The organism is Afipia clevelandensis ATCC 49720 (genome assembly GCF_000336555.1).
Lineage (GTDB): Bacteria > Pseudomonadota > Alphaproteobacteria > Rhizobiales > Xanthobacteraceae > Afipia > Afipia clevelandensis.
Window position 1 is genome coordinate 2907327 of the sequence record NZ_KB375281.1, and the last position, 21511, is coordinate 2928837.

A 21511-nucleotide genomic window follows, 5' to 3' on the forward strand; every position below is an offset into this window, starting at 1 on the left:
ACGCGCGAACCTGTCAAGGATTTCATGATTTTGGCGGCTTTTTCACGTTGCTTCCGGACAGAGGTTGGGCGAGTGTCCGGCCTCCCGAACCGCCCGGTGCTCCGGTCCTCAAGGATTCGCGTCGTGATGACGCGAAGGCCGGCTCGGTAACCAGCTTTGACCCATAAGGATTTTCCATGACCGTCTCTGAGAACCGCATGCCCCTCCCCCGTGGACTGGGCGCGCGACTTGGACTGCTCACATCCGCCGCCGCCATTTGCCTCACGGTCGCACTTGGTGCCGGCCGCCCGGTCTACGCCCAGGACGCCAACCCGGTGATCGCCAAGGTGAACGGCGCCGAAATTCGCCAGAGCGACCTTGCGGTGGCCGAGGAGGAACTGGGTCCAAGCCTGCAGCAGATGGACCCGGCCACCCGCCGCGAAAACCTGATCGCGTTCCTGATCGACATGAAGATCGTCGCCAAGGCCGCTGACGCCAAGAAGGTTGGCGATACGCCGGACTTCAAGCAGAAGCTCGCCTTCGCCCGCGACCGCCTGCTGATGGACAGCCTGCTCGCCACCGAAGGCAAGGCCGCCGTCACCGACGAGGCCATGAAGAAGGTCTACGAGGAAGCCACCAAGCAGGTGGCGGGCGAGAAGGAAGTCCGCGCACGGCACATTCTCGTTCCGACCGAGGAAGAGGCCAAGGCGATCAAGGCCGAACTCGACAAGGGCGCCGACTTCGCCAAGCTCGCGAAGGAAAAGTCGAAGGACCCGGGCGCAGCCGATGGCGGCGATCTCGGCTTCTTCACCAAGGAGCAGATGGTGCCGGAATTCTCGGCCGTCGCCTTCGCGCTCGAGCCGGGCAAGATTTCCGACCCGGTGAAGTCGCAGTTCGGCTGGCATGTCATCAAGGTCGAGGAAAAGCGTGATCGCAAGCCGCCGAGCTTTGACCAGGTGAAGGGGCAGATCCAGGCCTTCGTGCTCCGCAAGGCGCAGGCCGATTACGTCACCAAGCTGCGCAGCGAGGCCAAGGTCGAGCGGCTCGACAAGCCGGCAGAACCCGCTGCTCCGGCGGCGAAGCCAGATGCGAAGGCTGCTCCGGCAGCGCCAGCGAAGAAGTAAATCGACTTCGCCAGCAGACTTGATTAGTTTGACGTTGTGCCCGGGGCTTGCCCCGGGCATTTACGTCTTGGGGCCTTCACAATTATGGGCGTAAGACGTGGAAGACCGGAATCATCCGGTGATCACGACAGACAATCCTCGATCCAGGGCCATCGACCTCATGTCCACCGCCGTCTCCCCGCTCGCCCCGACCAGAGTCCCCGAACTGCCGCCCATCGCCGGCGTGCGGCTTGCGACCGCAGCGGCGGGCATCCGCTACAAGAATCGCACCGACGTTCTGCTGGCGCTGTTCGATAAGGGCACCACCGTTGCGGGCGTTTTCACCAAGTCGAAGTGCCCGAGCGCGGCGGTCGACTGGTGCCGTGACAGGCTCAAGGGCGGGGAAGCGCGCGCGCTGGTGGTCAATTCGGGCAACGCCAACGCCTTCACCGGCAAGACCGGCAAGCAGGCCACCACGCTCACCGCCGCCATCGCGGCGAAGGCGGCGGAGACAACTCCGGCCCGGATCTTTCTCGCCTCCACCGGAGTGATCGGCGAACCGCTCGACGCGACCAAGTTCAACGGCGTGCTCGATGACCTCGCGCAGAAGGCCGCCCCCGGCGGCTGGGACGATGCTGCCCGCGCGATCATGACCACCGACACCTTCCCGAAGGTCGCGACCGCGACCGTGAAACTCGGCAAGGCGAAGGTCACTATCAACGGCATGGCCAAGGGCGCGGGCATGATCGCGCCAGACATGGCGACGATGCTATCTTTCATCTTCACCGATGCGCCGATTTCAGCGTCCGCGTTGCAGTCGCTGCTCAAGACCGGCGTCGATGACACCTTCAATGCGGTGACCATCGACGGTGACACCTCGACCTCGGACACGCTGCTCGCCTTCGCCACGGGTGCGGCTGCGGCAAACGGCGCGCCGAAAATCACGCGCGCCTCCGACCCGCGACTGAAGGCTTTCACGAAAGCGTTTCACGCCATTCTGGCCGATCTCGCCGAGCAGGTCGCCCGCGACGGCGAAGGCGCGCGCAAGCTGGTGGAGATTGTGGTCGAGGGCGCAACGTCCAAGACGTCCGCGCGAAAGATCGCGATGTCGATTGCCAACTCGCCGCTGGTAAAGACCGCGATTGCGGGCGAAGACGCCAACTGGGGCCGCGTGGTGATGGCGGTCGGCAAGGCCGGCGAACCCGCCAATCGCGACAAGCTGTCGATCGCGTTCAACGGCATCCGCGTCGCCAGCAAGGGCGCGCGCGATCCGTCCTATGACGAGAAAGAAGTCTCCGCGCTGATGAAGCAGGACAAGATCCAGATCAAGGTCGGCCTTGGCCTCGGCAAGGGCCGCGACCGCGTGCTGACCTGCGACCTCACCAAGGAATATGTCGCCATTAATGGCGACTACCGCTCGTGATCAAGCTCACCCTTGTCGTCGCTTGCGCGCTGATCGACGCGGACAATCGCGTCCTCATCGCGCAGCGCCCCGAAGGCAAGACGCTGGCGGGCCTGTGGGAATTTCCCGGCGGGAAACTTGAGCCCGGCGAGCGGCCAGAGCCCGCGCTGATCCGCGAGCTTGCGGAAGAACTCGGCATCACGGTGGAAGAGCCGTGTCTCGCGCCTCTGACCTTCGCAAGTCACGGCTATGAGACCTTTCACCTGCTGATGCCGCTCTACATCTGCCGCAAGTGGGAAGGCACCGTGACGGCACGTGAGGGGCAACAGCTCGCATGGGTGCGCGCCAACAAGCTGCGCGACTATCCGATGCCGCCTGCGGACATTCCGCTGATCGCGCATCTGACGGATTTATTGCTATAGTTATTTCGTCTCGCCCGCCTTCTTCACCGCATCCGCCAGCGACATTTTTGCCGAACCCGGCTTCAGCGGCTTCTGCTGGCTCTCATGCGGCGCCCAGCCCGACATCCAGACAATGTCGAAGGTGGCGCGGATGCGTCCGTCCGGATCGGAGAAACGCTCCGCATAAATCTGCGCCATCTTCAGGAACGTGGCGCGGCGTGACGGCGTGCGGCGGCGCTCGTTCAGAGTGTTGGTCGCGCCCATCCGCCGCAAATCCTGCATCAGCGCAAATGCATTGTCGTAACGCACCACAATACGGTCTACATCCGTCACGGGCAGCGAAAAGCCTGCCCGCTGCAACAGGGCGCCGAGATCACGCAGGTCCACGAACGGCGCAACACGCGGCGAGACACCGCCCTCAATTTCGGCTTCCGCCGCCGCAAAGGACTGCCGCAACTCGGTGAGCGTCTCGCCGCCGACCATCGCCGCCAGAAACAGGCCATCCGGCTTCAGCGCGCGGCGGATTTGCGCCAGAACGCCCGGCAGGTCATTGACGAACTGCAGCGCCAACGCGGAGACAACAAGATTGAACGAACCCGGATCGATCGGGAGCGTCTCATCATTCGATGACGGCAGATAAAGATAGGTTTTCGTTCCGTTGAATTTTTCATTCGACGGATTCCTGAGCGCCGCTGCCGGCGACCCGATGTCGGCGACAGCCGCAAAGCTGCGCTTCACAACATCGAGCCGCTCGCTCATGTCCTCCGCGATTCGATCCGCCAGAAATGTTTCAGGACCAAGGGCAAGCGCGCGGTCCTGCCGCCTGCGCAACAGCGCAAGATCGAAAAGACGCGGCGGCAGATCTGGCGAAGACGTGCTCATGGGCGGTAGGTACGCCTTCTAGCACCATTCTGGCAATTCCCGGCACCACCGCGCTTGTTTCCGGCGCGCACCGGAACTAGCCTCGGCACGCGGGGAAGATCATGTCGGAGCTGGATCAGGCATCGTCGCATCCTTCAGGCCGGTGGCGTGGGCGATTCCGCGGCACTCTGAAAGCCTGCGGCGCTGCCCTTGCAGCGCTTCCGCGCGCAGCCCTCGACATCGCGCTCCCCACACTCTGCGTCGCCTGCCATGAACCCGTCGCGGGCGACGGCGTCTGCGCCGCGTGCTGGGGCAAACTGTCGTTCATCGCGCCGCCGTTCTGTGCACGGCTCGGCATTCCCTTTGTCTACGATCCGGGACCGGGTCTGCTGTCGATGCAGGCAATCGCCGATCCGCCGGCCTATCAGCGCGCCCGCGCCGCGGTCCGCTACGACGATGTCGCACGGACCATGGTCCATGCTCTGAAATATCAGGACCGCACCGATCTCATCCCGGCCATGGGGCGCTGGATGGCCCGCGCCGGTCAGGAACTTCTCGCCGGCGCCGATGCCCTTATTCCGGTCCCGCTGCACTGGCGGCGCGGCTGGAGCCGCCGCTACAACCAGTCCGGGGCGCTGGCGGCGGTGATCGGTAAATCCAATCATCTGCCGGTGATCGGGAACGCCCTGCGCCGCGTCCGCCCGACGTTGCAACAGGTCGGCCTTTCCAAGGCCGACCGCGCACTCAACTTACAAGGCGCGTTCAAGGTGCCCCCGGAGGACAAATCTTCCGTGCAGGGCCGCCGGATCGTGCTGGTTGACGATGTTTTGACCTCCGGCGCAACCGTCGATGCCTGCGCACGCGCGCTGCTGCGGGCCAGGGCTGCGTCCGTGGATGTGCTGGTGTTCGCCCGGGTTGTGGACACCGTTCAGACCCCCATATAATTTAGTGTCTTCCCCTGTTCGCAAAGGCAAACCATGGCCGCACTCGTCGAAATCTACACGCGCCCCGGATGCGGCTATTGCAGCGCGGCCAGGTCCCTGTTGACGCGCAAGAACGCGGCCTTCACCGAGTTCGACGTCGCGGTCGATCCCAACTGGCGCGCCGAAATGGTCCAGCGCGCCAATGGCGGCGCCACCTTCCCGCAGATCTTCATCGACAAGCAGCATATCGGCGGTTGCGACGATCTCTATGCGCTTGACCGCGAAGGCAGGCTCGATGGCCTGCTCGCCGGCCAGAAGGTGACGTCATGACCGCGAGCATTCAAGCCGGCGCACCCTTCACCGCGGCGATGGTGCAGATGCGCACCGCGCTGCTGCCCGAGACAAGCCTCGAACAGGGCATCGCGCTGATCCGCGAAGCCAAGGACAAGGGCGCGGATTATGTCCAGACGCCCGAGGTCACCAATATCATTCAGCAGAACCGCAAGGCGCTGTTTGAATTGCTGGCGAACGAGGAAGACGACCGTTCGCTCAAGGCCTATCGCGAGCTGGCGCGCGAGCTGAAAATCTATCTGCATATCGGCTCGATCGCGGTGCGCGCCACGCCGGAGCGCGCGGCCAACCGTTCGTTCCTGATCGCACCGGATGGCAACATCCTCGCGAGCTACGACAAGATTCACATGTTCGACATCGAACTCGACGGCGGCGAAAGCTACCGCGAGTCCGCGAATTATCAGCCGGGCGAAACCGCCGTCATCTCCGACCTGCCATGGGGCCGGATCGGATTGACCATCTGCTACGACGTCCGCTTTCCGGCGCTTTACCGCGCCCTCGCGGAGGCCGGCGCATCCTTCATCGCCGTCCCGTCTGCATTCACGGTGCGGACCGGCGAGGCGCACTGGAGCACGCTGCTGCGCGCGCGCGCCATCGAGAACGGCTGCTTCATCCTTGCCGCCGCGCAGGCGGGCAAGCATGAAAGCGGACGCGAGACTTACGGTCATTCCCTGATTGTCGATCCGTGGGGTGAAATCCTTGCGGAAGGGAACAGCATCGACACCGGTGTCGTGTTGGCGAAGATCGACCCGGCCAAGGTTCAAGCGGTGCGCAAGAGCATCCCGTCGCTGCAGCATGGCCGACGCTTCGGCCTCAAGGACCCCAAGGGCGGGCCGGACTATCTGCATCTCGTGCGAGGATCGGCATGATCCGCTATTCGCTGCGCTGTGAGCGCGGCCACGACTTCGAGAGCTGGTTCCAGAGTTCTTCGGCCTACGACAGCCAGCACAAGCGCGGGCTGGTCGCCTGCCCGACGTGCGACTCCACCAAGGTCGACAAGGCGATCATGGCGCCGCGCATCGCGCGCAAGGGCAAATCGAAATCGGCGCCCGAGCCTGTGGCCGCGCCTGCCGAGGACACAACTTCAACATCGCTGGTGATGGCGCCGCAGGAGCGCGAACTTGTTGCGAAGCTGCGGGAGCTGCGCGACCACGTCCTCAAGAACGCGGATGATGTCGGCAAGAAGTTTCCCGAGGAAGCCCGCAAGATGCATTACGGCGACATCGAACAGCGCGCGATCTATGGCGAAGCGACCACGGAGGAAGCCCGCTCGCTGGTGGACGAAGGCATCGAAGTCGCCGCTCTCCCTGTTCTGCCGGGTGACAGAAACTGATCCAGTCCGCGAGACGCCCATGAGACCGATATGAGCCCAGATTCGATGTCATGGTCCGGCTCACTATCGGGTTCCTGGCAAATGTGGGCGGTGCTGTCGGCGATATTTGCCGCGCTCACCGCGATATTCGCCAAGATCGGCGTTGAGGACATCAATCCCGATCTCGCGACCTTCATCCGCACCGTGATCGTGCTCGCGAGTTTCGCAGTTCTCCTGTTTGCCACCGGACAATTCCGTGCACCTGGCGAGGTATCGGCCAGAACATGGACCTTCCTGGTCCTGTCTGGCCTCGCAACCGGCGCGTCATGGCTTTGTTATTTCCGCGCATTGAAGCTCGGGCCTGCCACACTTGTCGCGCCGATCGACAAGCTGAGCGTGGTGCTGGTCGCGCTGTTCGCTTTCGTGTTTCTCGGCGAGCGGCCTTCCGGAACAGGATGGCTCGGGATCGCCCTCATCGCCGCCGGAGCCGTTCTTCTTGCCGTGAAGAAATAGCTTAACTCGCCACCAGCATCGCCACGCCGATCAGGATCAGTGCGATGCCGGATATCTCCCGCAGCGATATTTTCTGCTTCATCGAGTAATAGGCAACGGCCTGTGCGAACAGAACCTCGACCAGCGCCAGCGTGCGCACATTGGCAGCCGCCGTCAGCGCAAAAGCCAGAAACCAGAAAAGCGACGCGAAAGATCCCATGAAACCCGCGAACATCGACGGCTTCCAGAGCCGGAAGATCGCGCTCATCGTACCCGGCGAGCGCACGATCAGCCATGCCGACAGAACAATGGACTGCATCAGCAGCGTCGCCACCAGCGTGACGCTGGCGGCGGTGACGAAGCTGACGCCGGTCACATTGAGAATAGCGCCGCGATAACCCACCGCCGACAGCGCGAAGAACGCCGCCGCGACAAGGCCGAGCATCGTTGGTTTGAGATCGCCGAATCCCTTCATTCCGTCAGGACGCAGCGCCGTGATCACCACGCCAATCGTGGCGATGACAATAGCCGCAACTTTCAACGCTGTGAGATGATCCGACAGGAACACGAAGCCGAAGATCGCCGCCTGGATCGCCTCGGTTTTGAGATAGGCAGTGGTCACAACGAACGAGCGCTCGTTCATGGCCATCAGCATCAGGGCGGTCGCCAGAATCTGCGCCATGCCGCCCACCACAAGCCACGCCCAGAAACCGGGTTCGGGCCAGGACAGCCGGTCGCCATTCACGGCGAGGATCAGCCCGAGAAAAACCAGCGAAAACGGAAAGCCGAACAGGAAGCGAATATGGGTCGCGCCCAGCGTGCCGAGCTGGGCGGTCAGCCCGCGCTGCATGGCGTTGCGCACGACCTGCCCTGCCGCGGCGAGCAGCGTGAAAGGAATCCAGAGCCAAACGAACTGGGTCATGACGGCGAAGCTCAAAGCAGCGGGAGCGCTATGCTTAAAGGCCTCGTCCTGAAGCTGCCGTCAACCAGCACGATCTCATGCCGGTATTGCGCGCGGCCTAGGTCGCCGCTTCCGCGACCAGCATGTAGTTCACGTCCATGTCGGACGAGATGCTCCAGCGATCCGCCAGCGGATTATAGACCACGCCGGCCTGATCGCTGATCGCGAGCTTGTTGCGCTCGAGATGATGCGTCAGTTCGGCGGGCGTGACGAACTTGTCCCATTGATGCGTGCCGCGCGGCAGCCAGCGCAGCACATATTCAGCGCCGACAATCGCCAGCGCAAAGCTCTTCCAGTTGCGGTTGATGGTCGACACCACCAGCATGCTCGAGGGCTTGAGCAACGCCGCGCAGCGGTCGAGGAACATGCCGACATTGGCGACATGCTCGACCACTTCCATCGCCAGTACAATGTCGAAGCGCTCGCGCGGGTCCATCTCTTCGATGGTCGTGCAGCGATAGTCGATGGAAAGATGCCCGCGCTCGGCATGGAGCTTTGCCACCGAGATATTGGTCGCCGAGGGATCGACGCCGATCACCTGCGCGCCGAGGCGCGTCAGCGGTTCGCAGAGCAGCCCCGCGCCGCATCCGATATCGAGAATGCGCAGGCCGGACAGACAATTCAGGCTCTTCGGATTGCGGTCGAACTTCCGGCACGCCGCATCGCGGATATAGGTCAGCCGCAGCGGATTGATCTTGTGCAGAGGGGCCATCTTGCCCTTCGGATCCCACCACTGCTCCGACAGTTCCGAGAACCGCGCGACTTCGCCGGGATCGACCGTGGACGCGGATGGAGAGTTCGTGGTCATGTCGATGGTCTTGTCCGCTTGGCGCTACCGATCATCAGGCGCCTGATCATTCTTAACCTGTGCGTATTCTGATCGCAAAACCGGTACCCACTTCTGCGGAATACGCACTAGCGCGCCGTGATGTGGTTGCGAAACTCGATCGGCGCGCCAATCATCTTTATCGTCTTGGTGCCTTCGCCGACACCATTAACGGTGACATCTCCCCATCCAAAAATCCGCCCGGCAATGCTCTGGCTGACGTCGACACTTTCGATTTTATCCAAACTCATCTCGAATGTCTGGCGCTTGATAAACCCTTCCTTGTGAACCACCCGCAGGGACGTCACATCGGTCTCCGTGGTCCAGCGCTGGAACCAGGCCCGGAACAGCAGGAAGCCCCCGACCAGCGCCAGGAGGGCGCTCAGTGCCAGAAGCGGCAGGATCACCCCGCCCCCGGAGGCGGCCAGACAGGCCGCCGAAGCCGCCAGACAGGCCAGCCCCGGCACATAAATGACCCCGTGAATCGTGGTCGAATACAGAACCTTTTCACCCGGCTGAAGGATATCGTCGATATAGCGGCCCATTCCCGTCCCGTGTTGCTTGCCCCGAACCCGATGGGTATGTATAGCCGCCTTTTCGGGGTCATGCTGCCGTTTTGCGCGGCGCGGCCGTGATTGCAACCAATTCAACCGGGACAGCGCCATTCGTCGCGAAAAGAGAGCATGGGCCGCCTAGTCATGAAATTCGGCGGCACGTCCGTCGCCAACATCGAGCGCATTCGCAACGTCGCACAGCATGTGAAACGTGAAGTGGATGCGGGCCATGACGTCGCCGTGGTGGTGTCGGCCATGTCCGGCAAGACCAATGAGCTTGTGGCATGGGCCACCGAGACCTCGCCGCTGCATGATGCGCGCGAGTACGATGCCATCGTGGCGTCAGGCGAACAGGTGACGTCCGGCCTGCTGGCGATCGCCCTCCAGGCGCTCGGCATCCAGGCCCGCTCGTGGCAGGGCTGGCAGATTCCGATCCAGACCAGCGATGCGCATGCTTCCGCGCGCATCACCGGCATCGACGGCGCAGAGCTGATCAAGCGCTTCAAGGAGCGCAGGGAAGTCGCCGTCATCGCCGGCTTCCAGGGCATCCACGAAGGAACCGGCCGCATCACCACGCTGGGGCGCGGCGGCTCCGATACGTCCGCCGTTGCGATTGCGGCCGCGATCCATGCCGACCGCTGCGACATCTACACCGATGTCGACGGCGTCTACACCACCGATCCGCGCGTGGTGCCAAAGGCGAAGCGGCTGGAGAAGGTTGCCTTCGAGGAAATGCTGGAAATGGCGTCGCTCGGCGCCAAGGTGCTTCAGGTCCGCTCGGTGGAACTGGGCATGGTTCACAACGTCCCGGTGTTCGTGCGCTCGAGCTTCGACAAGCCGGAAGATATCGATCCCCACGGCACGCCGCCGGGGACGCTGATTTGCAGCGAGGAGGAAATCATGGAAAGCCAGGTCGTCACCGGTATCGCCTTCTCGAAGGACGAAGCGCAGATTTCCGTGCGCCACATCGAGGACAAGCCGGGCATCGCGGCTGCGATCTTCGGGCCGCTGGCGGACGCCAGCATCAATGTCGACATGATCGTGCAGAACGTGTCCGAAGACGGCAAATATACCGACCTCACCTTCACGGTGCCCGCCTCCGAATACACCCGCGCCAAGGACACCATCACCAGGGCGAAGGACAAGATCGGCTACAAGGCGATGGATTCCGCGACCGATGTCGCCAAGGTCTCGGTGATCGGGATCGGCATGCGCAGCCATGCCGGCGTCGCCGCACAGGCCTTCAAGGCGCTGTCCGAGCGCAACATCAACATCCGCGCCATCACCACGTCCGAGATCAAGTTCTCGCTGCTGATCGACGCTGCCTATACCGAGCTGGCGGTCCGGACGCTGCACACGCTTTACGGGCTGGATCAGGCCTGAGGCCCGATCCTGCCTTCACTCCGCCGCGGCATGTTGCCGAGGTCGTTTGCTGGACCGCCTCGCGTCTTTTGCGGGGATTTTTTGGCAAGTGTTTTGCTTGGCAAAACGCGCCTCAATTCGATATAGCCTCAGGACAAGGCACCCGCGCCCGCGCCTTCCGGTTCTGGACCGTCTGCTACGTCCAAAAGCCGGCCTCGCGGTCTCGCGGGTCCTGAAAAGTCGTTATTTTACTGCTAGTTAACGCTATCGCAGCCGGTTGCGGGCCGTGCTGAAATTGCGGGTAAGGATGTCAACGGATGCGGAGCGCGCTGGGAGGCCCCCGCGTCTTGTTGAGACGGCTCCGCGAAGTGATGGCCGAACAGGTCAGCGCTCAGGAACGGCTCGACAAGATCGTGGTGCTGATCGCCGCCAATATGGTGGCGGAGGTCTGCTCGACCTACGTGCTGCGCGTCGACAACACCCTTGAGCTTTACGCCACGGAAGGTCTGAACCGCGACGCCGTCCACCAGACGGTGCTCAACGCCCATGAAGGCCTTGTCGGCCTCGTGGCCTCCGAAGCCACGCCGCTCAACCTGTCGAACGCGCAGTCGCATCCGGCATTCTCGTATCGCCCGGAAACCGGCGAAGAAATCTACCACTCGTTCCTCGGCGTGCCGATCCTGCGCTCCGGCAACACGCTCGGCGTGCTGGTGGTGCAGAACCGTGCGCACCGCACTTACGTCGAAGAAGAAGTCGAGGCGCTGCAGACCACCGCCATGGTGCTCGCGGAAATGATCGCTTCGGGCGAATTGTCGTCCATCGCGCGCCCCGGCGCGGAACCGGCCGCGCGCCATTCGCTGCACAAGAGCGGCGCGATCCTTTCGGACGGCATCGCGCTCGGCCATGTGGTGCTGCACGAACCGCGCGTCGTCATCACCAACTACATCGCCGAAGACCTGCCGAAGGAACTCAAGCGGCTCGATACCGCGATCCTGAAGCTGCGTTCGGACCTCGACCGCATGCTGGAGCGCGGCGATGTTGCCGAGGGCGGCGAGCACCGCGACGTGCTCGAAGCCTACCGGATGTTCGCCAACGATCAGGGCTGGCAGCACAAGCTACACGAAGCTGTCGCGACGGGCCTCACCGCCGAAGCCGCCGTCGAGCGCGTGCAGTCCGACACTCGCGCGCGCATGCTGCGCTCCACCGATCCCTACCTGCGCGACCGCCTGCACGATCTTGAAGACCTCGGCCATCGCCTGATGCGGCAACTGGTCGGACAGGATCACGCGCCGTCACGGGAACAGTTGCCTGACAACGCGATCCTGATCGCGCGCTCGATGGGTCCCGCGGCGCTGCTTGACTACGACCGCAAGCGGCTGCGCGGCCTTGTGCTGGAAGAAGGCACCGCCAATTCGCACGTCTCCATCGTCGCGCGCGCGCTCGGCATTCCCGCGGTCGGCGAAGTGCCGAACGCCGCCGGCATCGCCGATCCCGGCGATGCGATCATCGTCGATGGCACTTCGGGCGCGATCTACATCCGCCCGTCGCATGAAATCCAGTCGGCCTATGCCGAGCGTGTGCGCTTCCGCGCCCGGCGTCAGGAGCAATATCGCGAATTGCGCGACAAACCCTGCGTGACCAGGGACGGCCAGCCGGTCGATCTGATGATCAACGCCGGGCTTGTGATCGACCTGCCGCATATCGACGACACCGGCTCCTCCGGCATCGGCCTGTTCCGCACCGAACTGCAGTTCATGGTCGGACAAAGCCTGCCGCGCACCAGCGAACAGCTATCGCTTTATCGCGCGGTGCTCGATGCCGCCGGCGACAAGCCGGTGACGTTCCGCACCCTCGATATCGGCGGCGACAAGGCGCTGCCGTACATGGACACCATCGTCGAGGAAAATCCGGCGCTCGGCTGGCGCGCGATCCGGCTCGGCCTCGATCGCCCCGGCCTGCTGCGCGGACAGATTCGCGCGCTGCTGCGTGCGGCCTCGGGAAGATATTTGCGCGTCATGTTCCCGATGATCTCGCAGGTCGATGAATTCGATCAGGCCAAGCTCGTGATCGAGCGCGAACTGACTTATCTGCGCCAGCACGGGCACACCCTGCCCGAGCGCGTCGATGTCGGCACCATGGTCGAGGTTCCGGCGCTGCTCTATCAGATGGACGAACTGCTCAAGCGGGTCGATTTCATCTCGGTCGGCTCGAACGACCTGTTCCAGTTCCTCTTCGCCGTGGACCGCGGCAATTCGCGGGTCAGCGAGCGCTTCGACACGCTGTCCGCGCCGATCCTGCGCGCCCTGAGGGACATCGCGCGAAAAGCAAACGCAGCCGGCAAGTCGGTTTCGCTGTGCGGCGAAATGGCGTCGCAGACGCTCGGCGCGCTGGTACTAATCGCGCTCGGCTATCGTTCACTGTCGCTGTCGGCGACCGCGCACGGCCCGGTCAAGGCGCTGATCCTCGATCTCGACGCGAAGAAAGCCGAGGCGATGATCATGCCGCTGCTGGATGCGCCGGCCGGGAGCGTGTCGATCCGCAGCAAGCTGATGGAATTCGCCGAAGCCGAAGGGCTTTCATTGTAGCGACGCTCAGAGCCGAACTGACGTCCGCTTTTGAATCCAGTCCTGCCGAACAAAACCCAAAATCCATATAATGACCGCACTGCCCGAATCCAAACTCGATACCCTGCTGGCGCGTCACGCCGCGCTGGAGGCCGAACTGCTCGGCCAGGTGAATTCGGAAACCTATGTCCGTATCACCCGCGAGTTGAGCGAGCTCGCGCCGGTGGTCGATGCGGTGAAGGCCTATCGCTCGGCGGTGGACGAAATCGGCGGCATCGACGCATTGATCGCGGACGCCGCGACGGACCCCGAAATGCGGTCCATGGCGGAAAGCGAACGTCCGGAGCTGGAAGCGCGCCGTGACGAACTCGCTCAGGACATCCGCATCGCGCTGCTGCCGAAGGATGCGATGGACGAGCGCAACGTGGTGCTCGAAATCCGCGCCGGCACCGGCGGCGATGAGGCCTCGCTGTTTGCAGGCGACCTGTTCCGCATGTACGAGCGCTTCGCCTCGCTGCAGGGCTGGAAGGTGGATCTGATCTCGGCCTCCGAAGGCACCATGGGCGGCTATAAGGAAATCATTGCCGAGGTGCAGGGACGCGGCGCGTTCGCCAAACTGAAGTTTGAATCCGGCGTGCATCGCGTCCAGCGCGTACCCGATACGGAAACGCAGGGCCGCATTCACACCTCGGCGGCGACGGTCGCGGTGCTGCCTGAAGCCGAAGAGGTCGATGTCGCGATCAAGGACACTGATCTGCGGATCGAAACCATGCGCGCGCAGGGCGCAGGCGGACAACACGTCAACAAGACCGAGTCCGCGATCCGCATCACCCATATTCCCACCGGCATCGTGGTGATGATGCAGGACAGCCGCTCGCAGCACAAGAACCGCGCCAGCGCCATGAACATCCTGCGTTCGCGCATCTACGACGCCGAAAGACAACGCCTCGATTCCGAGCGCTCCGCCGAGCGCAAGGGTCAGGTCGGCTCCGGCGACCGTTCCGAGCGCATCCGCACCTACAATTTTCCGCAAGGCCGCGTCACCGATCACCGCATCAATCTGACGCTCTACAAGCTGCCGCAGGTGATCGCCGGCGACGCGCTCGGCGAACTGGTCGATGCGCTGACCACCGAGCATCAGGCCAAGCTGCTCGCCGAACAGGGCGGCGCGTCGTGAGCGCTGGCGCTCCGCTCGCCGGATTGACCGTCGAGGCGGCGCGGCGAGCATTGGCAACGCAGTTCAAGGCCGGCGGCATCGACTCGCCCGAACTCGACGCGCGCCTCCTGATCGGCGCAGCACTCGCTCTCGATCACACCGGCCTTGCGGTTCAGGCGGCGCGGCCGGTCACCGCCGATGAAGCGGATATCATTGCTTCGTTCGCGCAGCGACGTCTTGCGCATGAGCCGGTCGCGCGCATTCTCGGCCATAAGGAATTCTGGGGGCTCGATCTGCGTCTGTCCGACGCGACGCTTGTTCCGCGCCCCGATACCGAAACCATCGTCGCCGCTGCGCTTGAAATGATCAGAGCGGATTCTGCTGAGGCGAAACCGCTGCGCATCGCTGACATCGGCACCGGGTCCGGTGCCATCCTGCTGGCGCTGCTCTCCGAACTGCCCGCCGCAACAGGAATCGGCACCGACATCAGCGAGAGCGCGCTCGCCACCGCCCGTCTCAACGCCCAGCGGTTGGGGCTCACTGACCGGACGTCATTCATTCAATGCAGCTATGCCGCGGCACTAACCGGCCCGTTCGATCTGATCGTGTCGAATCCACCCTACATCCCCTCTGCGGAGATCGCAGGACTTGATCGCGATGTGCGCGATTACGATCCGCGTCTGGCGCTCGACGGCGGCGCCGATGGCCTCGATGCCTATCGCGCGATTACGCCGCAGGCGGCTTCCCTGCTCGCCCCTCAAAGCGTTCTCGTCTTCGAGGTGGGACAGGGCCAGAGCGCCGATGTGAGTGCCCTGATGCGGCAGGCTGGGTTAACCTTGTCACACCCGCCCAGGGCCGATCTTGGCGGTATTCATCGGGCTGTCATGGGGCGAAAAGCGGCCATTTAAAGGGGGCATGGGCCAGAAAAAACCTCTTGGAATATCGGCCCGGAGCGACTACGTTCCGGCCACAACATCGGTTCAGGGCATTGGCCACCGCTCAGAAATGACGGGTGGAAGCCGGAAATCCCGCGAGGGAGGCCCGCCGGATGAAAGGTTCCAAAAAGGCTGGTCATGGCGAGCGCGAAGGCTGAAAGAGCTGCGCTGCTCGGGACCGCGAAGCGAACGAAAGCCTGATATTGCGCTTGTACACTCAACTGCAAAACATCGCGCCTGTTGGCTCAGGCTGATCCGGCCCAATGGCTGATTGCCTTCGGGCATTTGGAGACCGCGTCCTTGTTGAACGCGACTGACGGCACTCACGGACTGACTTTTGACGGTATCGCCACGCGCGCGAATGCTTCGCGCCGTGTCCGTACTTCCTTCACCTCGATTCAGAATCGGTAAAAGGCACCACATGAGAAACGGCCCGAACAACAACAAGCGCATGCGCAGCCGGAACAACAACAACAATAATAACAATAACAACAACCGGCGCGGCCAGAACCCGATGACCCGGGTGTTCGAGTCGAACGGACCGGATATCAAAATCCGCGGAACCGCATCCCACATCGCGGAAAAGTACCTGCAGCTTGCGCGCGACGCGCGTTCGTCGGGCGATCCGGTCGCCGCCGAGAACTACTACCAGCACGCCGAGCACTATTTCCGCCTGATCGCAGCGGCGCAGGAACAGTTCCGCCAGAGCCAGCCGCAGCAACAGCAGCAGCCGATGCAGCGCCCCGAGGGCGATTCGCTCGACGACAACGGCGACGATACCGACGGCTATTCGAGCTTCGGTGCCGAGCCCGGCTTCGTGCCTCAGCAGCAGCCGCAGTTTCAACCGCGCGAGCAGCAGCCCTATCCGCGCGAGCAGCAGCAGCCGCGCGAACAGAACTTCCGCGATCGTGACCGCGACAACCGGCAGCAGCCGCAGCCTCCCGCACAGCCTGCGGAGAACGATCAGGTCGATCGCCTGCCATCATTCATCACCGGCGGCGCACAACCGCAGCCGAACGGCAACAGCGGAGAGGAAGGCAGCCCTCGCGGCGAGCGCTTCGGTCATCGCCGCCGCCGCCGTCCGCCCGGTCCGCGCCCCGAAGGTGCAGCACCGTCTCCGGCGGAAACCGCAGGCGAGTAAGCCGCATCAATAGACATCAAAAAGGCCCGCCCGAGTCATTCTCCGGCGGGCCTTTTTGTTTGCAAGGACCTGTCAGCCTCTCGCCGGACCATCGTCGCGGCGTGATGGCGTCGGCACAAAGACAGGTGGCATCGAGGGAATGAGGCGCGTGCGTTCGCGATGCGCCGGAATTGCGCGATAGACCTGCTTCGACGCCTCGACGATGTGCACACCGGCAAACGGCGACGACACCGCCGCGCTCATCCGCTCCCATGCCATCGCGGAGCGCAGCACCCATCCATTCCGGAATGGCGGCACGAACAGCGCTTCGCCCCATGCGGTCGGCGTAAACCATGTCTGCCGCAGCAACTGCGTGATCTGCGAGCGAGAGTAGGGACGGCCATGACCGAACGGCGTGCTGTCAGTCCGAGTCCAGACGCCGCGGCGATTTGGAATGACCGCCATCATCCGACCCGATGGCGCCAGCACACGCCATACCTCGCGCAGCAGCCCTTCGGGGTCGTCACATATTTCCAGCGCATGAACCAGCAGAATGCGATCGACCGCCGCATCCGCCAGCGGCAGTGAAAACTGATCCACCAAAGTGGAGAGCGTGGGTCGCGCCGTCGGCCATTTCAGCACGCCCTGCGCCGCCGGCATCAGCGCGATGCAGCGCTCGGCATCCTCGCGAAACAGGCCGAGATAGGGTGTCGGGTAGCCAAGCCCCGCCACACGCAGGCCGTCCGCATGAGGCCAGTGCTGCTTGATGCCGCGATTGATCAGCCGCCGCGCCACCGTTCCAAGGCGCTGCGAATAGAAGTTGCGGAGATCAATCACGTCGATGGTCATGGTTTCAATCTAGCACGAACAGGCAGCAGCGTGCAGCGGCTGCAAGGCCATTCCGCGCCAGCGTTAACGCATTTCACTCGTCATCGCAGGCGTGTTACCCTGAACCGCCCTCGATGAATGGAGATGTCATGGCTGCCGAGATTCGCGTATTCCCCTGTCTGTCCGATAATTTCGGCTATCTCATTCACGATCCGGCCACTGGCGCCACTGCTTCAATCGACGCGCCTGAAGCCGCCCCGATCATCGCGGCGCTGGAGCGTGAAGGCTGGAAACTGACCGATATTCTGGTGACGCATCACCATGCCGACCATGTCGGCGGCATCGCCGAACTCAAGGCAAAATACAAATGCCGCGTTGTCGCTCCCTTCGACAAGAAAGCGGCGATTCACGATGTCGACCTGCGGGTCAAGGAAGGCGAGACAGTCAAGGTCGGCAATCTGACGGCGCGCGTGCTGGACACACCGGGCCACACCCTCGACCACATCAGCTACATGTTCGATGACGACCGCGCGCTGTTTTGCGCCGATACGCTGTTCTCGATCGGCTGCGGCCGGGTTTTCGAGGGCACCTATCCGATGATGTGGGAATCGCTGCTCAAGCTGCGCGCGCTGCCGAACGATACGCGGATTTATTGCGGCCACGAATACACCGCATCCAATGTCAAGTTCGCTCTCGGTATCGAGCCGTACAACCCGGCGCTGAAGGCGCGCGCCGAAGAAGTGGCCAAGCTGAGGGCCGCGAACCAGCCGACAATCCCGACGCTGATGCGCGACGAAAAAGAAGCCAACACCTTCCTGCGCGCCGACGTTCCGTCGGTCGCTGCGGCACTCGGCATGACCGGCAAGAGCCCGGCCGATGTGTTCGGCGAAATCCGTGAACGCAAAAACAAATCGTGATGAGCGGCGTCTCCGGTCTCACCGCCGGCGAGATCATCGCGCGCCTCGGGCTGCAGCCGCATCCCGAGGGCGGACATTATCGCGAGACCTTTCGCGACGCGCGCACCGTTGATGGCGGACGCGCCGCCTCGACCGCGATCTGCTTTCTTCTGGCGCGCGGAGAGAGATCGCACTGGCATCGCGTCGATGCGGTCGAGATCTGGCATTACCATGCAGGCGATGCGCTCGAGCTGAAGATTGCGGACGACAGCGGCGAACGAACCATACAACTCGGCGCAAATCTCGCGGCGGGCGAACAGCCCCAGGCGGTCGTGCCCGCGCATGCGTGGCAGGCTGCGGCCAGCACCGGCGACTGGACTCTGGTCAGTTGCACCGTCGCGCCCGGATTCGATTTCAGGACATTCGAGCTTGCACCGCCCGGCTGGTTGCCGCCCCAATCGTCGCCCAAGCGCTGATCAGGACTTTCGTCCGGCGATCATGTCCTTTGCCGCGATCAGTCCGCCGCCTGCAATCAAGGCGGCGGCAATCGCGAGCGTCGCGGTTGGCCTGGCAAAGCCTGCGAGGATGAGAAACGCGGTCGAGAGCACCGGCGTCGCGTAAGATGCGGCGCCCAGCACACGGATGTCGCCGCGCTTCATGCCAATGTCCCAGACAAAGAACGCGATGCCGACCGGGCCGATCCCGAGTGCGAGAATGGCAAGCCATTGCACCGTGGTCTCCGGCCAGATCGTCGGCTCCAGCGCGAGGTGGCAGATCGCCGCGAGCACGGCCGTCGCAAGGCAGAATCCCGCGACCGCGTCGGTCGGCACCGCCGCGAGCTTGCGCGACATGACAGAGTATCCCGCCCAGACAAAGGCCGCGACAAAGGCGGCGATGAATCCGGGAATATGCGCCGGATCGGGCGCGGCGCTGCCATTGCCAACAAACAGCAGGATCGTCCCGGCGAAGCCCAGAACCGCACCGACGATATGATGCGGCGCCAGCCGTTCCCCCGGCAGGAACGACGACAGCAAGACGATTAGAAGCGGCCAGAGATAATTCAGCAATCCGGCCTCAGCCGGCGGCGCAAGGCGGAGCGCCAGAAAATACAGCGCATGATAGCCGAACAGACCGCCGATCCCGACCAGCCATACCAATATTGGTTGCCGCAGCGCGCGCATGGCGGACGGTCGCCACAGCCATGTCAGCGGGCCGACGCAGGCGCCGATCGCGAAAGTCATTGCGAGCAGTTGAAACGGCGGAACGCGGCCCGTCGCAACCGTAAGCGCGGCGAGCAGCGACCACATCACAATGGCGGTGAGGCCGATAAGCGTAGCGGTCGAGGCGGTCATCGCGGATCAATGCCATTCAATCCGCGATGACGCCATATCATTCGGCGGATTCCCACTGTTGAGGGAACGCGCCTTACTGCAGGTATTGTCCGCCGTTGATGGTGAGCGTCGAGCCCGTGACAAAGCCGGCGTCGTCGGAGGCCAGGAACACCACACCGCGCGCGATTTCCTCGGGCTCGCCGAGACGGCTCACCGGAATCTGCGGAATCACATTCTTCTCGAGAACGTCCTTCGGGACCGCCTGCACCATCTCGGTGTTGATATAGCCGGGGCAGATCGCATTCACCGTGATGCCGCCGCGTGCATTTTCAAGCGCCAGCGCCTTGGTGAACCCGATATCGCCGGCCTTCGCCGCCGAGTAGTTGACCTGACCGAACTGTCCCTTCTGGCCGTTGATCGAGGAGATGTTGATGATGCGTCCGAACTTGCGGCCGCGCATGCCCTCAATCACCTGACGGCTCATGTTGAACAGCGAACCGAGATTGGTGTTCATCACCGCATTCCACTGGTCGAGCGACATCTTGTGGAATGGCACGTCACGGGTGATGCCGGCATTGTTGACCAGCACGTCGATCGGGCCGAGTTCGGCCTCGACCTTCTTCACGCCCTCCGCGCAGGCGTCGAATGACGCGACGTCCCATTTGTAAACGGGAATGCCTGTCTCTGCCTTGAACTTCGCCGCGGCTTCGTCGTTGCCGGCATAACTTGCCGCAACCTTGTAGCCCGCAGCTTTCAAAGCCTTGCTGATCGCAGCTCCGATGCCGCGCGTTCCGCCTGTAACCAATGCCACGCGTGCCATATCAGGTATTCCCTCCGAACTTCAGTGACGTGTTTTTGGAGGGCAAGTATTCAGGCCATTTGCGATAACAGCAAGAAAAAATGCCCGGCAAACTGCCGGGCATTTTGTTTTTGTATTGTGCAGTGCGTTCAGACGGTTCTAGCGCTCAACGCAAAGTGCAATGCCCATACCGCCGCCGATGCACAGCGTGGCGAGGCCCTTCTTGGAATCGCGCTTCTGCATTTCATGCAAGAGCGTCACCAGCACGCGCGCGCCCGACGCACCGATCGGATGACCGATGGCGATCGCGCCACCGTTGACGTTGACCTTGGCGGGATCCCAGCCGATTTCCTTGTTCACGGCGGAGGCCTGCGCGGCGAAGGCTTCATTAGCCTCGATCAGATCGAGATCGCTGGCTTTCCAGCCGGCCTTCTTGAGTGCAGCGCGCGACGCCGGGATTGGTCCGGTGCCCATGATCGACGGATCGACACCGGCCTGCGCCCACGAGACGATGCGCGCGAGCGGTGTCTTGCCTTCCTTGGCCGCCTGCTTTGCGGTCATCAGCACCAGCGCCGCGGCACCGTCATTGATGCCCGACGCGTTACCGGCGGTCACCGAACCGTCTTTCTCAAAGGCTGGCTTGAGCTTGGCCATAGCATCCATCGATGCGCCATGACGCGGACCTTCATCCGCTTCCACGACGATGTCGCCCTTGCGGGTCTTCACGGTGAACGGGACGATTTCAGCCTTGAACTTGCCAGCCTTCTGTGCGGCCTCGGCCTTGTTCTGCGAACCGACGGCAAACTCATCCTGCTGCTGCCGGGTGATTTGGAATTGCCGCGCGACGTTTTCGGCGGTGTTGCCCATATGGTAGCCGTTGAAGGCGTCCCACAGGCCGTCCTTGATCATGGTGTCGACGAAATCGAGAGCACCCATTTTCACGCCAGCGCGCAAATGCTGTGCATGGGGCGACATGCTCATGGATTCCTGGCCGCCGGCGACCACGATCTCGGAATCTCCGTTCATCAGCGCCTGATAGCCCAGCGCCACCGTGCGCAATCCCGAACCGCAAAGCATGTTGACGCCCCAGGACGGGCTTTCCACCGGAATGCCGGCCTTCATGGCGGCCTGCCGGGCGGGGTTCTGCCCCTGAGCTGCGGTCAGGATCTGGCCCATGATGACTTCGGAAACGCGCGCCGGCTCGATACCGGCCCGCTCAAGCGCAGCCTTGATCGCGACTGCGCCAAGCTCGTGGGCTGGGATATTGGCGAACGCGCCGTTGAACGTGCCGACCGGGGTGCGGGCAGCGCTGACGATGACGACATCGTCTGACATGGACATCTCCTGATTTTAGA

Annotated in this window: 23 protein-coding genes; 15 read left to right on the top strand and 8 right to left on the bottom strand. The window is 63.2% G+C overall.

From position 1 onward, the window contains the following. Positions 1-197 precede the first annotated feature (197 nt). From HMPREF9696_RS13890 to mutT, 3 genes are all read left to right on the top strand, one after another. Positions 198-1103, top strand: coding sequence for a peptidylprolyl isomerase (locus HMPREF9696_RS13890; protein WP_009734496.1), 906 nt, complete (start codon positions 198-200; stop codon positions 1101-1103). Positions 1104-1263: 160 nt separating this feature from the next. Continuing rightward, positions 1264-2505: a bifunctional glutamate N-acetyltransferase/amino-acid acetyltransferase ArgJ gene (gene argJ / locus HMPREF9696_RS13895; protein WP_002713664.1), complete on the top strand. Its 1242-nt coding sequence runs from the start codon at positions 1264-1266 to the stop codon at positions 2503-2505. Further along, the gene (gene mutT, locus HMPREF9696_RS13900; protein WP_002713665.1) at positions 2502-2906 is read left to right on the top strand and encodes an 8-oxo-dGTP diphosphatase MutT; all 405 of its coding nucleotides are present in this window, start codon (positions 2502-2504) and stop codon (positions 2904-2906) included. The genes argJ and mutT overlap by 4 nt, the downstream gene beginning before the upstream one ends. Here the strand turns inward: mutT and HMPREF9696_RS13905 are convergent, their stop codons facing one another. Continuing rightward, positions 2907-3767 carry a methyltransferase domain-containing protein gene (locus HMPREF9696_RS13905; protein ID WP_002713666.1) on the bottom strand — a complete coding sequence of 287 codons (861 nt, stop codon included), beginning with the start codon at positions 3765-3767 and terminating at the stop codon, positions 2907-2909. A gap of 101 nt (positions 3768-3868) precedes the next feature. Here HMPREF9696_RS13905 and HMPREF9696_RS13910 point away from each other — a divergent pair, with 101 nt between their 5' ends. The 5 genes from HMPREF9696_RS13910 to HMPREF9696_RS13930 are packed head-to-tail and all read left to right on the top strand — an operon-like array spanning position 3869 to position 6845. Then, entirely contained in the window at positions 3869-4690 is an 822-nt protein-coding gene (locus tag HMPREF9696_RS13910; protein WP_002713667.1) for a ComF family protein, read from the top strand. Between the two features lie 33 nt (positions 4691-4723). Continuing rightward, complete coding sequence (gene grxC / locus HMPREF9696_RS13915; RefSeq protein WP_002713668.1) at positions 4724-4999, top strand: glutaredoxin 3; 276 nt, start codon at positions 4724-4726, stop codon at positions 4997-4999. Further along, positions 4996-5889 (top strand): carbon-nitrogen hydrolase family protein, encoded by an 894-nt coding sequence (locus HMPREF9696_RS13920; RefSeq protein ID WP_002713669.1) that lies wholly within the window; start codon positions 4996-4998, stop codon positions 5887-5889. Before grxC ends, HMPREF9696_RS13920 begins: the two co-directional genes overlap by 4 nt. Further along, entirely contained in the window at positions 5886-6353 is a 468-nt protein-coding gene (locus HMPREF9696_RS13925) for a DUF1178 family protein (protein WP_002713670.1), read from the top strand. Before HMPREF9696_RS13920 ends, HMPREF9696_RS13925 begins: the two co-directional genes overlap by 4 nt. A 30-nt stretch (positions 6354-6383) precedes the next feature. Beyond that, positions 6384-6845 carry an EamA family transporter gene (locus tag HMPREF9696_RS13930; RefSeq protein ID WP_081602407.1) on the top strand — a complete coding sequence of 154 codons (462 nt, stop codon included), beginning with the start codon at positions 6384-6386 and terminating at the stop codon, positions 6843-6845. Between the two features lies 1 nt (position 6846). Here the strand turns inward: HMPREF9696_RS13930 and HMPREF9696_RS13935 are convergent, their stop codons facing one another. The 3 genes from HMPREF9696_RS13935 to HMPREF9696_RS13945 all read right to left on the bottom strand — a co-directional run bounded on the left by HMPREF9696_RS13935 (position 6847) and on the right by HMPREF9696_RS13945 (position 9156). Then, positions 6847-7746: a DMT family transporter gene (locus HMPREF9696_RS13935; RefSeq protein ID WP_002713672.1), complete on the bottom strand. Its 900-nt coding sequence runs from the start codon at positions 7744-7746 to the stop codon at positions 6847-6849. 97 nt (positions 7747-7843) lie between these two features. Beyond that, a complete protein-coding gene (ubiG, locus tag HMPREF9696_RS13940) occupies positions 7844-8593 on the bottom strand; it encodes a bifunctional 2-polyprenyl-6-hydroxyphenol methylase/3-demethylubiquinol 3-O-methyltransferase UbiG (protein WP_002713673.1) in 750 nt (249 codons plus the stop codon). 107 nt (positions 8594-8700) lie between these two features. Further along, on the bottom strand, positions 8701-9156 hold the full coding sequence (locus HMPREF9696_RS13945; RefSeq protein ID WP_002713674.1) for a PH domain-containing protein: 456 nt from the start codon (positions 9154-9156) through the stop codon (positions 8701-8703). A 138-nt stretch (positions 9157-9294) separates the two neighbouring features. Between HMPREF9696_RS13945 and HMPREF9696_RS13950 the strand changes: the two genes are divergently transcribed. The 5 genes from HMPREF9696_RS13950 (at position 9295) to HMPREF9696_RS13970 (ending at position 16323) form a co-directional block, all read left to right on the top strand. Then, positions 9295-10548: an aspartate kinase gene (locus HMPREF9696_RS13950; RefSeq protein ID WP_002713675.1), complete on the top strand. Its 1254-nt coding sequence runs from the start codon at positions 9295-9297 to the stop codon at positions 10546-10548. Positions 10549-10844: 296 nt separating this feature from the next. Then, the gene (gene ptsP, locus HMPREF9696_RS13955) at positions 10845-13112 is read left to right on the top strand and encodes a phosphoenolpyruvate--protein phosphotransferase (RefSeq protein WP_002713676.1); all 2268 of its coding nucleotides are present in this window, start codon (positions 10845-10847) and stop codon (positions 13110-13112) included. 70 nt (positions 13113-13182) lie between these two features. Beyond that, positions 13183-14268, top strand: a complete 1086-nt coding sequence (gene prfA, locus HMPREF9696_RS13960) for a peptide chain release factor 1 (RefSeq protein WP_002713677.1) — start codon at positions 13183-13185, stop codon at positions 14266-14268. Further along, a complete protein-coding gene (gene prmC / locus HMPREF9696_RS13965; RefSeq protein WP_002713678.1) occupies positions 14265-15155 on the top strand; it encodes a peptide chain release factor N(5)-glutamine methyltransferase in 891 nt (296 codons plus the stop codon). Before prfA ends, prmC begins: the two co-directional genes overlap by 4 nt. A 448-nt stretch (positions 15156-15603) precedes the next feature. Then, positions 15604-16323, top strand: coding sequence for a DUF4167 domain-containing protein (locus tag HMPREF9696_RS13970; protein WP_002713679.1), 720 nt, complete (start codon positions 15604-15606; stop codon positions 16321-16323). 72 nt (positions 16324-16395) lie between these two features. Here HMPREF9696_RS13970 and HMPREF9696_RS13975 read toward each other — a convergent pair whose 3' ends face one another. Beyond that, on the bottom strand, positions 16396-17151 hold the full coding sequence (locus HMPREF9696_RS13975; RefSeq protein ID WP_002713680.1) for a methyltransferase domain-containing protein: 756 nt from the start codon (positions 17149-17151) through the stop codon (positions 16396-16398). Between the two features lie 128 nt (positions 17152-17279). Here HMPREF9696_RS13975 and gloB point away from each other — a divergent pair, with 128 nt between their 5' ends. Beyond that, positions 17280-18047 (top strand): hydroxyacylglutathione hydrolase, encoded by a 768-nt coding sequence (gene gloB / locus HMPREF9696_RS13980; RefSeq protein ID WP_002713681.1) that lies wholly within the window; start codon positions 17280-17282, stop codon positions 18045-18047. Beyond that, positions 18047-18502, top strand: a complete 456-nt coding sequence (locus tag HMPREF9696_RS13985) for a cupin domain-containing protein (RefSeq protein ID WP_002713682.1) — start codon at positions 18047-18049, stop codon at positions 18500-18502. The genes gloB and HMPREF9696_RS13985 overlap by 1 nt, the downstream gene beginning before the upstream one ends. On the opposite strand, the gene yddG is transcribed toward HMPREF9696_RS13985, so the two are convergent. The 3 genes from yddG to HMPREF9696_RS14000 form a co-directional block, all read right to left on the bottom strand. Beyond that, the gene (yddG, locus tag HMPREF9696_RS13990) at positions 18503-19378 is read right to left on the bottom strand and encodes an aromatic amino acid exporter YddG (RefSeq protein ID WP_002713683.1); all 876 of its coding nucleotides are present in this window, start codon (positions 19376-19378) and stop codon (positions 18503-18505) included. 73 nt (positions 19379-19451) lie between these two features. Continuing rightward, the gene (phbB, locus tag HMPREF9696_RS13995; protein ID WP_002713684.1) at positions 19452-20177 is read right to left on the bottom strand and encodes an acetoacetyl-CoA reductase; all 726 of its coding nucleotides are present in this window, start codon (positions 20175-20177) and stop codon (positions 19452-19454) included. A 138-nt stretch (positions 20178-20315) separates the two neighbouring features. Then, positions 20316-21491 carry an acetyl-CoA C-acetyltransferase gene (locus HMPREF9696_RS14000; RefSeq protein ID WP_002713685.1) on the bottom strand — a complete coding sequence of 392 codons (1176 nt, stop codon included), beginning with the start codon at positions 21489-21491 and terminating at the stop codon, positions 20316-20318. Positions 21492-21511: the final 20 nt, after the last annotated feature.

Excerpts from the sequence above, each read along its gene's own strand:
- phbB (WP_002713684.1), bottom strand. The coding sequence starts at position 20,177 with ATGGCACGCGTGGCATTGGTTACAGGCGGAACGCGCGGCATCGGAGCT.
- ubiG (WP_002713673.1), bottom strand. The coding sequence starts at position 8,593 with ATGACCACGAACTCTCCATCCGCGTCCACGGTCGATCCCGGCGAAGTC.
- argJ (WP_002713664.1), top strand. The coding sequence starts at position 1,264 with ATGTCCACCGCCGTCTCCCCGCTCGCCCCGACCAGAGTCCCCGAACTG.
- ptsP (WP_002713676.1), top strand. The coding sequence starts at position 10,845 with ATGCGGAGCGCGCTGGGAGGCCCCCGCGTCTTGTTGAGACGGCTCCGC.
- HMPREF9696_RS13975 (WP_002713680.1), bottom strand. The coding sequence starts at position 17,151 with ATGACCATCGACGTGATTGATCTCCGCAACTTCTATTCGCAGCGCCTT.
- HMPREF9696_RS13930 (WP_081602407.1), top strand. The coding sequence starts at position 6,384 with ATGAGCCCAGATTCGATGTCATGGTCCGGCTCACTATCGGGTTCCTGG.
- grxC (WP_002713668.1), top strand. The coding sequence starts at position 4,724 with ATGGCCGCACTCGTCGAAATCTACACGCGCCCCGGATGCGGCTATTGC.
- gloB (WP_002713681.1), top strand. The coding sequence starts at position 17,280 with ATGGCTGCCGAGATTCGCGTATTCCCCTGTCTGTCCGATAATTTCGGC.
- HMPREF9696_RS13910 (WP_002713667.1), top strand. The coding sequence starts at position 3,869 with ATGTCGGAGCTGGATCAGGCATCGTCGCATCCTTCAGGCCGGTGGCGT.
- HMPREF9696_RS13925 (WP_002713670.1), top strand. The coding sequence starts at position 5,886 with ATGATCCGCTATTCGCTGCGCTGTGAGCGCGGCCACGACTTCGAGAGC.
- HMPREF9696_RS13950 (WP_002713675.1), top strand. The coding sequence starts at position 9,295 with ATGGGCCGCCTAGTCATGAAATTCGGCGGCACGTCCGTCGCCAACATC.
- prfA (WP_002713677.1), top strand. The coding sequence starts at position 13,183 with ATGACCGCACTGCCCGAATCCAAACTCGATACCCTGCTGGCGCGTCAC.
- HMPREF9696_RS13905 (WP_002713666.1), bottom strand. The coding sequence starts at position 3,767 with ATGAGCACGTCTTCGCCAGATCTGCCGCCGCGTCTTTTCGATCTTGCG.
- HMPREF9696_RS13890 (WP_009734496.1), top strand. The coding sequence starts at position 198 with ATGCCCCTCCCCCGTGGACTGGGCGCGCGACTTGGACTGCTCACATCC.
- HMPREF9696_RS14000 (WP_002713685.1), bottom strand. The coding sequence starts at position 21,491 with ATGTCAGACGATGTCGTCATCGTCAGCGCTGCCCGCACCCCGGTCGGC.
- HMPREF9696_RS13920 (WP_002713669.1), top strand. The coding sequence starts at position 4,996 with ATGACCGCGAGCATTCAAGCCGGCGCACCCTTCACCGCGGCGATGGTG.
- HMPREF9696_RS13935 (WP_002713672.1), bottom strand. The coding sequence starts at position 7,746 with ATGACCCAGTTCGTTTGGCTCTGGATTCCTTTCACGCTGCTCGCCGCG.
- HMPREF9696_RS13985 (WP_002713682.1), top strand. The coding sequence starts at position 18,047 with ATGAGCGGCGTCTCCGGTCTCACCGCCGGCGAGATCATCGCGCGCCTC.
- HMPREF9696_RS13970 (WP_002713679.1), top strand. The coding sequence starts at position 15,604 with ATGAGAAACGGCCCGAACAACAACAAGCGCATGCGCAGCCGGAACAAC.
- yddG (WP_002713683.1), bottom strand. The coding sequence starts at position 19,378 with ATGACCGCCTCGACCGCTACGCTTATCGGCCTCACCGCCATTGTGATG.
- HMPREF9696_RS13945 (WP_002713674.1), bottom strand. The coding sequence starts at position 9,156 with ATGGGCCGCTATATCGACGATATCCTTCAGCCGGGTGAAAAGGTTCTG.